Origin of the sequence: Salinicoccus siamensis (genome assembly GCF_042429615.1) — a bacterium.
Taxonomy (GTDB): domain Bacteria; phylum Bacillota; class Bacilli; order Staphylococcales; family Salinicoccaceae; genus Salinicoccus; species Salinicoccus siamensis.
In genome coordinates this window covers 64,388-79,632 of sequence record NZ_JBHMAH010000009.1, presented here as the reverse complement: position 1 = coordinate 79,632, position 15,245 = coordinate 64,388, and the positions used below count along the sequence as shown (strand labels likewise).

At 48.6% G+C, this 15,245-nt stretch carries 15 protein-coding genes; 11 read left to right on the top strand and 4 right to left on the bottom strand.

Annotated features, from left to right (window positions below; translation table 11 throughout):
- Positions 1-169: 169 nt before the first annotated feature.
- Both ACFFLE_RS03810 and ACFFLE_RS03805 read left to right on the top strand, forming a co-directional pair.
- Positions 170-1,066: an ABC transporter ATP-binding protein gene (locus ACFFLE_RS03810; RefSeq protein WP_380569825.1), complete on the top strand. Its 897-nt coding sequence runs from the start codon at positions 170-172 to the stop codon at positions 1,064-1,066.
- The gene (locus ACFFLE_RS03805; protein WP_380569824.1) at positions 1,063-2,295 is read left to right on the top strand and encodes an ABC transporter permease; all 1,233 of its coding nucleotides are present in this window, start codon (positions 1,063-1,065) and stop codon (positions 2,293-2,295) included. The genes ACFFLE_RS03810 and ACFFLE_RS03805 overlap by 4 nt, the downstream gene beginning before the upstream one ends.
- A gap of 41 nt (positions 2,296-2,336) precedes the next feature.
- Here the strand turns inward: ACFFLE_RS03805 and ACFFLE_RS03800 are convergent, their stop codons facing one another.
- From ACFFLE_RS03800 to ACFFLE_RS03785, 4 genes are all read right to left on the bottom strand, one after another.
- Positions 2,337-3,884 carry a glutamate synthase-related protein gene (locus ACFFLE_RS03800; RefSeq protein WP_380569823.1) on the bottom strand — a complete coding sequence of 516 codons (1,548 nt, stop codon included), beginning with the start codon at positions 3,882-3,884 and terminating at the stop codon, positions 2,337-2,339.
- Positions 3,885-4,074: 190 nt separating this feature from the next.
- Positions 4,075-4,734, bottom strand: a complete 660-nt coding sequence (locus ACFFLE_RS03795) for a peptide-methionine (S)-S-oxide reductase MsrA (protein ID WP_380569822.1) — start codon at positions 4,732-4,734, stop codon at positions 4,075-4,077.
- Entirely contained in the window at positions 4,731-5,456 is a 726-nt protein-coding gene (gene nagB, locus ACFFLE_RS03790; protein WP_380569821.1) for a glucosamine-6-phosphate deaminase, read from the bottom strand. The genes ACFFLE_RS03795 and nagB overlap by 4 nt, the downstream gene beginning before the upstream one ends.
- Positions 5,457-5,474: 18 nt before the next feature.
- On the bottom strand, positions 5,475-6,074 hold the full coding sequence (locus ACFFLE_RS03785; protein ID WP_380569820.1) for a pyroglutamyl-peptidase I: 600 nt from the start codon (positions 6,072-6,074) through the stop codon (positions 5,475-5,477).
- Between the two features lie 178 nt (positions 6,075-6,252).
- Between ACFFLE_RS03785 and ACFFLE_RS03780 the strand changes: the two genes are divergently transcribed.
- The 9 genes from ACFFLE_RS03780 (at position 6,253) to ACFFLE_RS03740 (ending at position 14,641) form a co-directional block, all read left to right on the top strand.
- Complete coding sequence (locus tag ACFFLE_RS03780) at positions 6,253-6,717, top strand: DUF2243 domain-containing protein (RefSeq protein ID WP_380569819.1); 465 nt, start codon at positions 6,253-6,255, stop codon at positions 6,715-6,717.
- Between the two features lie 2 nt (positions 6,718-6,719).
- Positions 6,720-7,496, top strand: a complete 777-nt coding sequence (locus tag ACFFLE_RS03775; protein ID WP_380569818.1) for a cytochrome c oxidase assembly protein — start codon at positions 6,720-6,722, stop codon at positions 7,494-7,496.
- A gap of 153 nt (positions 7,497-7,649) precedes the next feature.
- Positions 7,650-8,609, top strand: coding sequence for an AAA family ATPase (locus tag ACFFLE_RS03770; protein WP_380569817.1), 960 nt, complete (start codon positions 7,650-7,652; stop codon positions 8,607-8,609).
- On the top strand, positions 8,599-9,801 hold the full coding sequence (locus tag ACFFLE_RS03765; RefSeq protein ID WP_380569816.1) for a DUF58 domain-containing protein: 1,203 nt from the start codon (positions 8,599-8,601) through the stop codon (positions 9,799-9,801). The genes ACFFLE_RS03770 and ACFFLE_RS03765 overlap by 11 nt, the downstream gene beginning before the upstream one ends.
- A complete protein-coding gene (locus ACFFLE_RS03760) occupies positions 9,798-10,997 on the top strand; it encodes a hypothetical protein (protein WP_380569815.1) in 1,200 nt (399 codons plus the stop codon). The genes ACFFLE_RS03765 and ACFFLE_RS03760 overlap by 4 nt, the downstream gene beginning before the upstream one ends.
- 172 nt (positions 10,998-11,169) lie before the next feature.
- Positions 11,170-11,790, top strand: coding sequence for a superoxide dismutase family protein (locus ACFFLE_RS03755; protein WP_380569814.1), 621 nt, complete (start codon positions 11,170-11,172; stop codon positions 11,788-11,790).
- A gap of 183 nt (positions 11,791-11,973) precedes the next feature.
- On the top strand, positions 11,974-12,603 hold the full coding sequence (locus ACFFLE_RS03750) for a YkyA family protein (RefSeq protein WP_380569813.1): 630 nt from the start codon (positions 11,974-11,976) through the stop codon (positions 12,601-12,603).
- Positions 12,604-13,473 (top strand): polysaccharide deacetylase family protein, encoded by an 870-nt coding sequence (locus ACFFLE_RS03745; RefSeq protein ID WP_380569812.1) that lies wholly within the window; start codon positions 12,604-12,606, stop codon positions 13,471-13,473.
- The gene (locus ACFFLE_RS03740; protein WP_380569811.1) at positions 13,463-14,641 is read left to right on the top strand and encodes a putative glycoside hydrolase; all 1,179 of its coding nucleotides are present in this window, start codon (positions 13,463-13,465) and stop codon (positions 14,639-14,641) included. Before ACFFLE_RS03745 ends, ACFFLE_RS03740 begins: the two co-directional genes overlap by 11 nt.
- The last annotated feature ends 604 nt before the right edge of the window (positions 14,642-15,245 follow it).

Below are 15,245 nucleotides of genomic sequence, written 5' to 3'. Positions count from 1 at the left end.
TATGTATCATTTCGATCTCCGGATCCGTATGGAGTGTCGTCCCCCAGCTTAGAAATAAAAAGAGATCCTACGTTAGAGGAAGAAATCAACACACTTCACTGGGGAGAACCTACTAAATCATTTTGCTCTATGATAAACTATTTTTATATTATGCAAAGGGGGAACGTCAATGACTTTGGAACTTTCGGGACTCTCGAAAAGCTTCAATGGGCAAACAGCAGTAGACCAAATCGATCTCAATGTGCCAACAGGCAGCATGTATGGTTTTCTAGGGGGGAACGGAGCAGGTAAAACAACCACTTTCCGCATGATCCTCGGCCTGCTCCAGCCAAGTGAAGGGCATATCACCTACAACGGTGAAAAGATCGACTATAATGTAACCAATCAGATCGGCTACCTGCCGGAGGAACGGGGCCTGCATCCAAAATTGAAGGTGGACGAACAGATACGCTACCTAGGCCAACTCAAAGGAATGTCTAAACAGGATGCGGACAGACGACTTGACGAATGGCTTGAACGCTTTGAAGTGCCGGAGAACCGGACGAAGCGCATTGAAAAGCTCTCAAAAGGGAATCAGCAGAAGATCCAGCTCATCGCCTCGATCATCCATGATCCAAAACTCATCATACTCGATGAACCTTTCAGTGGCCTCGATCCAGTCAACGTCGAAATATTGAAGAGCGCCGTCAAAGAACTCAACAGCCGCGGTGCCACCATCATTTTCAGCACACATCGCATGGAACATGTTGAAGAGCTGTGTGAATCCATGTGCATCCTGAACAAGGGGCGTCAGGTCGTCAGCGGCAGGATCGACGAAATACGCAAAGACTTCGGCCAAAAGGAAATCATCATCGAAGGTGAACATGACATCTCCTTCCTAAAGGACATGCCTGGAGTCATCGACATGAAACAGATCCGCAACAGATACATATTGAAGATCGAAGATGAAAGCTATGCGGAGCCGATTTTCAATGAGATCGTCAAACTTGGCTACTTCAAGCGTTTCCAAGTCAACGAACCATCGATCAACGATATTTTCATTTCAAAGGTGGGTTATGGGATATGAGTAAATTTATGGCGACTTTCCTACAGACCTATTCCTCCAAAATTCGCGCAAAATCCTTCATCATCAGCACGCTGATTATAGTGCTTGTGATCTTCATCGGAGCGAACTTCGATAAAATAATCGACTTCTTCGATTCATCTGAAGAAGTGACCGCCGTCAAGGTAGAAGGCGACGAAGCGTTCTATAGCCAATTTAAAGGTGCGATGGATGCGCTCGATTCAGGTATGACGGTGAAACCTTATGAAGGCGACGTGGGTAGTGCGGAAGTGCACCTTTCAATCGAAGAGACGGCACCTTTAGCGGTCACCCTCCACAGCGATAATGAAATTCCATCCGAACAGGTCAATAAAATCGAAACCGCACTCGCTCAAGTCCAGCGCAGCAATACGATCATGGCACTCAACTTGTCCGAGGAAGAAGCACAGCGCCTGAACGCAACCCCTGACATCAGTTATGATATCGCTTCAGAAAGCGGTTCGGCGGATGACGGGGGCTCAGCCCCAGGCGACACGCCTGAGGTCAATCCGCTGAACGCTGTAGTCTTCTACGTCACAGTCATCGTCATGTTCTTCATCATCATCAACTATGCCAGTCAGATCGGCACTGAGGTTGCGATGGAGAAGACATCGCGCGTCATCGAGATGATTGTATCAAGCGTACCGCCGGTCACCCATCTGTTGGCGAAGATAAGCGCTATGATCCTGGTCAGCCTGACCCAGCTGTTCATATTCCTCCTGGCCATCGTTGCTGCAGTCTGGATTTTCGACTTCGGCAGCATCATTGGTGACCTTGGACTGGAAGCTAATGAGCAAACGGCGGCATTAATTGTATATTCCGGCATCTATCTTGTACTCGGGCTTGTGCTCTACTTATCACTCTCTGCGATGCTTGGTTCATTCATCAGCCGCATGGAAGACTTGCAGCAGGCGCTGCTGCCGGTAACGATGCTTGCCCTTGGCGGCTTCTATATCGCCATCTTCAACATCTGGGGTGAAGCGGACAACATGCTCGTCAAAGTTTCGAGTTTTTTCCCGTTCTTCACGCCATTCGTCATGCCGCTCCGTGCAATGCATGCTGAGACGAGCCAGATGACACTGCTCATCGGCGTCGCCATACTGATCGTTTCGATTGCGCTCGCAGTCATATTGGCTGCAAGCATCTACCGCAACAGTGTCCTGTCGACTTCCGGCGGGATATTCAAAAACTTGAAACGTATACGGAAAGAATAAAAGACAGCTCAATTGAGCTGTCTTTTCATATGCCATCAGTGTCATCCCCCGTGCACTTTGAACTGTTCCTTATAGATGAGGTGTTCTTTGGTGAATTTGGTCGGGGAATCGATACCCGCTATCGCCGCCAAGTCGAACAGTCCTTCCCTCATCGAAATCAAGTAGTTGCATACACGGTACTTCTTCTCATCGATATCGAGTGCCCGCTCTAGTTTCGGATCGGTGGTTGCCACTCCGACCGGACATGTATTCGTATGACACCTATGGGATCTGATGCACCCTGTACTCATCATGAATCCCCGTGCGATGTTCACCAGATCTGCACCCATGGCAAGGGCCATCGCAACTTTATCCGGCGTGACGAGTTGGCCGGAGGCGATGATCAGCGTGCGTTCCCGGAGGCCATATTTTTCAAGCAGCTGGTCCACATAGGGAAGTGCTGCAAATGTCGGCAAGCCCACAGAAGCGGCCATTTCATAGTAGGTCGCCCCTGAACCGCCGTTGCCGCCGTCGACGGTTATGAAGTCAGGAATGATATCTTTTTCCACCATGACCTTTACCATATCCTCCACTTCCGCTTCATTGCCGACAGTCATTTTAATCCCTACGGGCTTGCCGCCGACTTCACGCAATTGGTTCAGGAAATCAAGCAGTTCCCCAGTATCATTGATGTTTTCGAAACGGTTGGGACTGTCGACTTCCTCCCATGGTGTCAACGTACGGATTTCTGCTATTTCTTCAGTGACTTTGTTCGCTGCAAGATGCCCACCCCGGGGCTTGGCGCCTTGGGCGAGCTTCAGCTCGAATGCCTTTACATTCTTTTTTGCACTCTTCTCCTTGAATGCTTCCCAGGAGAACGCCCCTTCTTTAGTACGGACGCCGAAGAGCCCTGAGCTGATCTGCATGATCAGGTCCACATCCCCTTTTTCGTGGTAGGGGGACACGCTGCCCTCACCGGTATTCATCCAGGTGCCACCTGCCATGCCGAGCCCTTCCGACAGTGCCGTTATGGCATGGCTGCCGAGTGATCCGAAGCTCATTGCAGACTGGCCGATGAGTCCTTTTACCTGAAATGGCTCGGCTGCCGTGTGACGGCCGATCACGATGGCATCTTCATCGCTCAACAGATACGGATCGATCACTTTATCTTCCCGGTGTTCGTCACGGCTGATGAACCCTTCCTGGGTAATCTGATATAACTTCGTATTGACCTTTCTACTCTGATCTATCTTAAGCTCACTGTGTTGCAGCGGAAACATTTTATTGACGAGGTAGAGCCCCGGCTTCTCGAAATCCCTCTCCGAACCAAAGCCCAGCATCCTGTCTTTATATTTTGCTGCCTTATTGACGAAGATGAATTCGTTCCGATTGAAAGGGCTACCCTCATTGTCATTATGATAGAGGTATTGACGCATCTCCGGACCTATCTTCTCAAGCATATACCGCATTTTCCCGAGCACCGGATAATTCCTTAATACGGAGTGCTGGGCCTGGTGTTTATCTATAAAATAAAGATAGCCAAAGATTAACAGTGGCGTAAAAAATATGATGGCAAGTAACGTGGCGATGATAATAAGTAATGTGTTCATGGATATCTCCCCCCTTGCTTTATATTCTTCCATTATAATACTGGAAATTCAAATATGATTTATGGAGCGGTTTGGTCTCATGGCCAGGTTTCCGTAAAGTTTTATCGGGTCGATATGTACAAAAATCCATCATCATGGAATCATGATGATGGATTGGAGGGAGCAGCTATGCACATAAGTCGCCGGACACTTACCATCTAAGGCCGGACAATATTGTTTTCAGCTCATTTCGTGCATGGAGTGGGAGGGGCCAACGGCTGATTTCGGCGAGGAGGGCCACCCGGCCGATATGTCCGCCGACCAGTCCATTCAACCTTGCTGCAAATGTAGAATCCATCAGTTCGGATTCATCACCGAGCAGAGAATCGATCTGGGACAATGCACCCGGGTGGCGCTTCAAGAAATATTTCTGATGCCGTATTTCGGCAGGAGTGAAGCCTGTGAATGGCACGATTTCCGTCTTGATGGAAACACCGGTTGCTGCTTCCACTTCGGCTTTTACCGCCTCGACAGAAGATGTCTGGTCCTCCCGGACACACAACAGGGAAATATACTGCCGCCCTTTGTAGGCGGGAAGATCACTTTTATGGTTGTGCCAGAAGTGGTGCAGAATGTCTGCATGGGAAATGATGTTTGGATCATAATCCACTTCAACCATTTCCGTGTGGTCACCCATATTACGGTAGGTTGGATCCGGCGTTGTGCCACCGGCATATCCTGTACGCGTCCTCAACACACCGTGAAGTGCCCCGAACCGGGCATCCGGCCCCCAGAAGCATCCCATACCAAGGGTTACAGTATCGTATCCGGACCACCCACTTTCAAGTTCATGCAATGTAAGTGCCGTCACAATTTACCCATGGCCGCTTTATCAGCCAGTACAGTGACATCATCATGTCGCTGCAGCACTGTTGCAGGCATATCCGCAGATTCCACTCCATTGATCATGCCATCGATTGCTGCCGCTTTACCTTCTCCAGACGCAATCAGCAAAATTGATTTTGCATCCAAAATGGTATCGAGCCCCATGCTGATGGCGCGTGTCGGCACCTCTTCAATCGTATTGAAGAAGCGGGCGTTGTCCTTGATTGTCGTTTCTGCCAGGTCAACCACATGGGTTCTGGAATCGAATGCAGTGCCAGGTTCATTGAATGCGATATGCCCATTGCGTCCAATGCCGAGCAGCTGAAGATCGACCCCGCCAATTTCTTCGAGCATACGGTCGTAGCGCTTCACTTCCGCGTCAAGATCTGTGGCCGCACCATCCGGGATGAATGTATTTTCCGGTGGGATCGGGACATGGTCAAAGAAGATGTTCTTCATATAATGGTGATAGCTTTGTGGGTGGTCGCTTGCCAGACCGACATATTCGTCGAGATTGACGGTATAGACATGGGATAGGTCTACACTATTTTCGTTCAGCATCCCTGCCAAAATCCCATACATCTTCTCTGGCGTGGAGCCCGTCGCCAGACCCAGTACCACACGGTCGGAATTGACGATTTTATCATATATGGCTTCTGCCGCCTTTTGGCTCATTTCATTGTAGTCTTCTACGCGTTCCAGTTTCATTGTTGGCCCTCCTGATTTTCATTTGATATTTTTGATGATATGTTCAACTGCATTGTTGATGTCCTGCTGTGACCAGCTTGGTATATTGAGTTCACTGCCGATTTCATGATGGGCAGGTACGTGGATGAACCCTGCTTTGACGTCCTTCTGCTGTGTCTTCAATAGGTAGAGCGTCGTATACATGAGCATATTGCACAGGTAGGTGCCTGCCGAATTCGAAATGCGTGCCGGCACTGCGGCGGATTTCAGGGCGGATTCAAGCCTCTTGATCGGCAATGTTGAAAAAAGGCCGTCAGGTCCACCCTCCTCTATCTTCTCTCCGTCAGGCTCGAACTCTGTGTTGTCCGGGCGACCATCCATGCAGTTGATGGCGATGCGTTCAATATCGATGGTATGCCGCCCGCCGGCAAGCCCGAGATTAATTACCGCATCCGGTGCATATTCCTCGATATCTGCTTTTGCCTCGGCACCGAGCGTCCTGAACTCCACCGGATAGACCCGTCCAACTATATGGAATCCACCGATTTCCTTCCCGTCAAAATATTCGACGGTCGAGCCTGTTGGATTTTCCTTGAATTTCAAAAATGGTTCAAAACCGGTAAGGAGCAGTGTCTGCATTCATACCATCCTTTCAATTTTCCTTTTTCGTTTCTACTATACCAAAGTTGAAAGTAAACGCCTACAAAATAAATGTCCCCCCTTAAGACAGTCGTCATCTTTTAATCCACCCTTTAAGGTTATTTAATGGAGAATGCGGGTACTTTAATTGAAACTCTTTTCAGATATCGGAGGAGATATGATGAATCCCATAAAGCAATCCAGTTTCAAGGGTCAGGCTACGTGGTCTGGTCTGCTGTTTGGCATCGGTCTGATGGCGCTTGTCGATGAAATCATTTTTCACCAGTTGCTGCAATGGCATCATTTCTATGATTGGGATACCCCATTCATCGGAATCATGTCGGATGGACTGCTCAACGCTTTCGGGCTTTTCGCACTGGTCGCGGGGCTGTTCATGTTCACGGACTTAAGGCGCAGGAGCACAATTTCGCTGCGGCAATGGACAAGTTTCGTCTTCATCGGACTCGCCGGTTTCCAGCTATTTGATGGCATCATCAACCACAAGCTCCTACAGATCCATCAGGTCCGCTATAATGTCGATATCCTGCCGTATGATCTTGCCTGGAACATTTTCGGCGTCATCCTGCTGACGATAGGCCTCATGCTGCTTTATACAGGAAAGCGCAGCAGGGGGTCGAATTAAGTATGCACAGCATGGATAGTATGGCGGCGTTCCTTATGTTTGAAGCGGCAGCAGCTTGCCTGGCACTCGGCGCACTTATCTTTTACCCCATATTGATGCGTGCCGCCAATCGGACACACCGTAGGTGGCCTGCACGCCGGCTCGTCTTCTGGACGCTTGGCGTTTTGGCTGCAGTGGCGGCACTGGTGGGCCCCCTCGCCCAGCTTTCCCATAGCGACTTCACCGTCCATATGCTCGGGCACCTTCTGCTTGGCATGCTCGCCCCGCTCCTTATGCTGATGGCCAGACCGATGACTTTGCTGATGCGGGCGCTCCCCGTCCGGCATGCACGCAAGTTGAGCAGAATCTTAAACTTCAAGTATGTCCACTTCATCAGTAATCCTGCAGTGGCTTCGGTGCTTAATATTGGCGGCCTCTTCCTCCTCTACAAGACCGGGTTGTTTACAGCAATGCATACATCCACCTGGCTGTTTGCACTGATCCATCTGCATGTCTTCCTTGCCGGCTATCTGTTCACGATGTCGATCGTCTACCTCGACATCACCACACGCCGCTACAGTTTCATATACCGGGCAGTCGTGCTCATCATTGCGCTTGGCTTCCATAAAATACTGTCAAAACTGATCTATGCCGCACCACCTGAAGGCGTTCCACAGGCTGAGGGTGAGGCGGGTGCCATGTTGATGTATTATGGCGGCGATGTCATAGACCTCGCCCTGATCATCATTCTGTGCAGCCAGTGGTACCAATCAAGAGCACCGAAACCGGCAGCCCGATAAAACTGCAGCAAGGGTCACCCGCTTCAAAAGAGACATGCCCCCCATTACCGATCTTTGATTCTTAAAATATTTCTTCTCATAAAAAATTTCAAAATATTGTATATTTTGAAGCCAACCTTTAGAATGATGGTAATGAGAAAAAGGGGGAATATTGTGAATATAACGGAAAAGCTTGAGACATTTAAGAAAGAAGTCGGTAAAGTGATGGTCGGACAGGAGGAGATAGCGGAGCTCATCTTCGTAAGTCTACTGCAGAGGGGGCACATCCTATTCGAGAGCGTACCTGGAACAGGCAAGACCATGCTGTCTAAAACAGTGGCCCGGGCAGTCGGTGGGACATTCAAGCGCATACAGTTCACACCCGATATACTGCCGTCTGACATTACAGGGCTCAATATCTATAATCCAAAAACGCAGGAATTCGAATTGCGCATCGGCCCCATCGATACCAATATACTGCTCGCTGATGAAATCAACCGGGCCACACCAAGGACCCAGTCCGCCCTCCTCGAAGTGATGGGTGAAAAGCAAGTCACGATCGATGGCGAGCGTATCAACATCGCGGAACCGTTCATCGTTCTGGCCACCCAAAATCCCATTGAATCCAGCCAGGGGAACTTCGATCTGCCTGAAGCCCAGCTCGACCGTTTCCTGATGAAGATCGACCTCGGCTACCCTTCTCGGGAAGAAGAGAAAATGATGCTTGGCCTCCATGGCCACACCCCTCCGCTTGATGCCATTGCACCCATATTTACAAAGGACGAGATAGTGGCGCTCCAGAACGAATTATCGGAAGTTGAAGTGAATGACACCATAGAGGATTACCTCCTTGACTTGATACATAGGACCCGGGAACACGAATACGTCGAAATCGGCGTCTCACCGCGCGGCACTCTTGCATTGATCCAAGCCGCCAAAGGCGTTGCGCTCATAAGGGGGCGGGGGTACGTCATCCCTGAAGACATCAAGTATATAGCACCGTTCGTCATCAGCCATCGCCTCGTCCTGAATATCGAAGGCAGCACCCTCACCACCCCGGCAATCGTCGCACAGGAAATTATCGACACGTTGGAAGTGCCGGTCGAGTATGGAGTGGCGAGAAATGAAGTTTAAAGCAGATTTCAAGGATTCTAGGGCAATGAGTTTTTTTATCGGGGCACCCATCATCCTGTTTTTGCTGAATGTATTCTATACCATCAACTTGAATGTAATGCTCATCGCCTCACTCGGCCTCTTCCTCTCATTTGCACTGCTGAATCATCTTTACGGAACGCACATGCCAAAAAAACTTCAAATTGAAATAATGGATAAAGAAATGCGCATGTATAAGAGTCAGTCAGGGAAAATGCGCATCAAAATTGTGCAAAATGGGCGGCTGCCGATACTTGACGGCAGATTAACCATAACAGCACGCGACAACATCCGGTTCGATGACGAACATAATAATGGTACCCGGCATCATACCATGACTTCAGTCCGCTTCACCGTAATGCCGAGAAGCTCGGTCATCATCGAAATTCCATTCACCGGTCAGGCCAGAGGGGTCAGTAAGATTATAGGCGCCAGAATGGAGATTCCCCAACTCTTCGGCTTCAGCACCTTTGAACTCAAGCAGATCGGCACTGTAAACCATGAAATCATCGTCTACCCGGACCGGTATGCCATCCATAACGACCGGATGGCGACACCTCCTCTCCAAGGTAGTTTCCAACAAAAAAACGCCTTGTTCAATGATCCACTGCTGACGACGGGGACGCGGGAATACTTGCCCCAGGACAGTATGCGGGACATCCATTGGAAGGCGTCTGCCCGGACGGGAGGCTTGCAGACCAAGCGCTACGAGAAGACGACGAAAGTCACTTGGATGATTCTGATCAATCTGCAATCTGATCTCTCGTATATGCCGCCTGAGAACATTGAAACCATTTTCGAAAAGATTGCGTTCACCACCAATCAGGCTGCCGAAAACAACATTCCCTATAAAATCATCTCGAACATGGTCACTTTCGACAACCGCTCTTTCTTCCGTCTTGAAGAAGGCAGCGGTGCCCTTCATTACAAAAGAACCCTTGAAGCGCTGGCACGCATCAATGCAGTCACCTATACCGTGCCTTTCGAGCGGTTTTTGAAGCATGTGCGCCTACATGAGGATCTCCCTGCCCATGTCATTTTTACAGGACAGGCAGACCCAGCCATCGAGGCCGAATTATCGCAGTTCAGGGCAAAGGGTGCGCATATATTCCAGTTGGACACATATGGCGTCACCCCTTTTGAAGCGCACAGCATGAGGGGGGTGTCCGTGTGAATCGCCTGAAATATGCTTTTCGGCTTGCCCATATCTATTTCATCGACATGTTCCCACTGCTGTTCGTTATAGTGCTGATCAATATCCACAACGGCAAGGCACCCTTTGTGCTGCCGTTTGTGGCAATCACTGTGGCCGCCTTAGCCGTAAGTTTCCTTATTGCCGGCCGAATTGATATGAACCGCCTGTATTTCATGCTGCCGGTGTTGTTCGTGGCCGCATTCTTATTTGGTTTCAACTGGCTGGCCGCACTCCTCACCGCCTACGTCCCGATACTCAGGCTCGAATATCTGCACGATGGTTCTGATAATGATCCGTCTCCTGCGGCACTCATCACAACCTTCCTCCTGTTGATTGGTACACACCTTATCGGTACCTCGGAAGCGCTCGCGCATACACAGCTTTTCCATGGGATATTCCTCACTCTGCTGCTGTTCTTCTTTATCGGCAGGCTGGTGATCCATCTTATCGGCAATGGGTATGCCGCCAAAAGGAACATCTCCATCCTCCTTATGGCAGCGGGCACATTTGTGGTGCTCGGAGGAGTGTTCAGCCTCATCTACAATTATGCAGCCTTCGCCATGAAATACTTGGTGGTGCTGCTTTTGAACGGTATGATATTCCTCCTCCGTCCCCTCTTTAATGCACTTGAGGAGGTCGAATTGGAGATGCCGAAGATGGAGTCTGAAGAAGAATCTGCTGAAGAAGGAGAATCGGTACAGGAACAGCTTGATCAGGGCGCTTCATTCAATCATGTGCCATTCGATACGATCATGATGATTCTGCTTGCGGCGGTCATCATTGTCGGGCTCTATATATACTACAAAAAAAGGGAGCAGCCTACTGTCGAGGACTCATCTGCACACACTTCTGCCAATGCATCGGTTTCACATTCTGCATTGCCGATCCAGGACAAGATGAAAGCGCCGGATGACCGCGTCAGAAAAGTATACTTCAACTTCGAGAAATGGCTGGCGTCAAAAGGCATGGGCCGATACCGCAATGAAACGATAGAAGAATGGATCGACCGCCTTAAGCTCGACACGCTCATCGATCAGGAACAGCTCGACACCTATATGGAAACACGCTATAGGAGTCAGGACGCCACCCCCCAGGATTATAAGGCATATAAAGACAACATCCGGATGATGAAGAAAGCGATCAACAACCATGTGAGAGGTCGGACAGTTGATTGATCATTCTGAAATCATAATGCTTTCAATAGATGGCACCGGCTATCTATGTTAAGGTGGATTTGTAATATGCAAAATGCATCATCATCCATTTTGCATGATCAATGTTCCCCCGCCAGTTGGTCTGCAGCTTGAATTTCAACGTCTAAAAACACTATCGAAAGGAGCATGTATCATGATGAAACGTTGGCCGATACTACTACTTATTGCAGGACTCCTGCTTGTAATCAGCGCGTGCAGCAACAATGGTGAAGACAGTTCAGATGACACCAGTCAGGAGATGGATGAAGCGACAACAGAAAGCACCGAAGAAAGCGCCGGTTCAAATGGTGAGGAGATGACCGTACCCCTAAAGGATGCTGACGGTGAGGAAGTGGCTGAAGCCACATTGACCCCTGCCGAAGCTGGCGTCACAGTCAAATTGACCGGTGACGGAGTGGCAGACGGAGAAGGAGAACATGGGTTCCACGTCCATGAAAAAGGCGTATGTGAGGCACCCGATTTCAAATCAGCCGGTGGCCACTACAACCCTAATGACGCCAACCACGGTAAAGAGGATCCGGACGGCCCACACGCAGGCGATTTCGACAACATAAAGACCGACTCCAATGGAAACTTGGAAGAAGTGGAGTTTACGACAGATCAGATCAGCCTGGATGAAGAGGCAGCTAATACTGTGATGACTGAAGAAGGTACTGCTCTTGTCATCCATGAAAAGACGGATGATTATTCAACGCAGCCTTCCGGTGATGCAGGAGACCGTATCGCGTGCGGTGTCATTGCAGAACCTAAATAGGCCACCTTCCTCATACCCCTTTCAGATTGATACTGAAAGGGGTTTTTGTATGGGAGGATCTGGTATCAGGGTGCTCCCTCCCATCTCTCATCCATGCAAAATTTTCTGGAAATAACTTGTATAGTATATGAAAAATGAATATAGAGTGTTATTCTGAGAGAGAACATAGAAAGGAGCTGCCTTATGACACATTACATACGCTATATAACAGGCGCACTGTTGTTTTTACTTCTAGCTGGCTGCGGCAATCCGGAAGACCAGTTGAAGTCGACCATCGAGCAGACTGATGAAGTAAAGGCCGAAATTACCGACAGCCTTCAGACATTGAACGATCTCGATGCAAAAATGCAATCCGTATTCACTGAAAGTCTTGAGGATGACACATTCAATGCTGAGGGTTCAGCGCTCGCGGACAACCACAGTAAACGTGCCGATGCACTACAGACGGTTGAAGATAACACTGAAGCATTCATCTCCAAGCAGGAAGAACTGGGATCGATCGAATTACCATCCGAAGATTCAAAGCTCAATGATGATTACAAGGCAGTTCAAGATGCATATGGCACCCTCCGTTCGCACCTAGAATCTTTCACTGAAAATTATCAAGGTGCACTGGACACTCAAAAATCCGTCTTCGAGACACTATCATCAGAAGATGCAGACTTCAATGCGCTAGAAAATGGAGTCGGCGACATCAATGATGCATATGCCCCTGTACAAAAAGAATATTCAGCGCTCGATGAGGCACTTACCAATCTGGAAGATGCGCATCAGGCCGCTCTGGCCACTTTGGAAGAAAGCGGGGAGAATTGATTGAAACATGTAAAATATATATCCTTGACATTATTGCTTGTTCTTCTCGTCGGTTGCGGCAATGAAGAAACTTCAAATAATGATGCACAGTCTGAGGCAAAAGATACAGAGGAGACGAGCGAATCCAAAGAGGAGGCAGCCTCATCATCTGATGCTCCAGAAGATGCCAACGATGAAGCGAGTGAAGAACAGGCTGATGAGTCATCCACGACAAAACAGGCCTATTATGTGGACCCGGCTTCCTATCGCATCCTGCCGCTCGAAGATGACGCCTCCCGTGTGGCGTTGCTGACTATAGACGACGCGCCGGATCAGCACGCACTCGAGATGGCCGAAACTTTGAAGGAACACGACGCGCCGGCCATATTCTTCGTCAATGGCATGTACCTCAATACGGAGGAAGGCAAGGATACGCTCCAAAAGATCTATGATATGGGATTCGAAATCGGTAACCATACGATGACCCACGCGAACTTAAGCAATCTGGATCCACAGGCAACGGTTGATGAAATCATTCCGGTCAATGATATGGTCGAAGAGATCACCGGAGAACGCCCACGCTTCTTCAGAGCACCGTTTGGCGTCAATACCGATGCTTCAATCCAGGTGACTGAAGATGAAGATATGACATTGATGAACTGGACATACGGTTATGATTGGGAAGCCGAGTACCAGGACGCTGATGCCCTTGCTGACATCATGGTCAATACCGAACTGCTCAATGATGGGGCCAACCTGTTGATGCATGACCGGGCGTGGACAAAGGATGCCCTTTCAGAAATCGTATCTGGATTAAGGGCGCAGGAATACGAACTGATCGATCCGGCTAATATCCAAAGCGCAAGGGAGGAAGACACAGATGAAGAGTAAAGTGATGCTTTTATGTTTGATCCTTGGTCTGATGATGCCGGCTGCAGCAAAAGCGGAAGGCTTGAACCTGAATGAAGGACCTCTACTTAAAATGCCGGAAACCATACCTGATAAGTTTTCATACGACAGCGGCGTCGACATCCCCTACCCAGAAGACGGCGTTAAAGGCATTTTCGTCACAGGCTATTCCGCCGGAGGGGAACGCATGTCGAATCTCGTCTCCCTCCTCAATGATACAGACTTGAATGCAATGGTCGTCGATGTCAAGGAAGACGCCGGAAACATCATGATGCCGCTTGAAGGTGCCAGTGAAATGGCCCAGGAGAATATGCAGAACTACGTCGATCCGAATCAGTTGATGGAGACGATGGAATCGGAATCCATCTATCCCATTGCACGCATCGTCGCATTCAAAGACTCCAACCTGGCCAAAGCCCGGCCAGATCTATCATTCACCCACGATGATGGTACTGTCTGGAAAAATGGGCGTGGCGAAAGTTTCGTTAATCCCTTCCTGAAAGAAGTGTGGGATTACAATGTGGATATTGCGATCCAAGCCGCTAAGCTCGGCTTCAAGGATATCCAATTCGACTACGTGCGTTTCCCGGAAGGATTTGAACACCGTGCCGACTCCTTAAACTATGATGCGGCAGAATACGATGACGGGAATGCTGATGATGTCCAGCAGCGCGTCAATGCCGTCACCGATTTCGTTGAATATGCCCGCGAAAAGCTTAAACCTTACAACGTTGATGTTTCAGTCGATATTTTCGGCTATGCCGCTACAGTACCGGAAGCACCTGGAATCGGACAGAACTTCTCGAAGATATCCAATAATGTAGATGTCATTTCATCCATGATCTATCCAAGCCACTGGGGTCCGGGGGATTTTGGCTTCCAGACACCTGACCTTGAACCATATGGCGTCATCGACTCCTATATGGAAGTCGAAAATGAGGTTTTGAATTCTCTAGATTCCCCACCACTCTCCAGACCATGGATCCAGGACTTCACCGCCTCCTACTTGGGTGCCGGCAACTATCTGAATTACGGTGTCGAAGAATTGGAAGCCCAGATCCAGGCACTCCATGACAACGGCGTCGATGAATTCCTCCTGTGGGATGCGACCAATAACTATACAAGAGGCGTGGATTATACTCCTGAATGATAATCACATTTATCCCGAATAGATGTTAAAGAATAAAAAATATCTCTCCGGTCCTTTTAGTCCGGAGAGATATTTTTATGTCTTCACCCCCCATTACTCCTTAAGGCCTCCCGATACAGAAGGTGTTTTCTTATGTGCTTGTGGGGCATCGATTACTTCATTAGCCTTTGAAGGAGATTCTTGGGCACCCAGAAGTGTTTCTAATTCATCCAATATCCAATTCGGTCCTGTTATACCTGTGTCCACTTACCTTTTTCGAAAAGTTGCGCTCACACCTGACTAATTTCAATTCACTAAACAGACCTCATAGGTTTCACCTTCCCCTAAAAACTCATGTATTTTTAATTAATATAGACAATGATTAGTACACTGGTTTTTGGACTCAATTTATATGAATAAAGGACAATTTCACGGATGTATCAAATCGTCCAATTAACGGTTATTAATTGAACGATAATGGAAAGAGAATTGTCCAGATTATTTTGACAAAAGAGAATATACGAAATTATTTTAATTTTAGGGAATTTTTGGTACAGTGGTGAAGACATTTCATATTTATGGTTTTAGACTATATTTTTAATGTTTAATCTTAGATATTAAATTA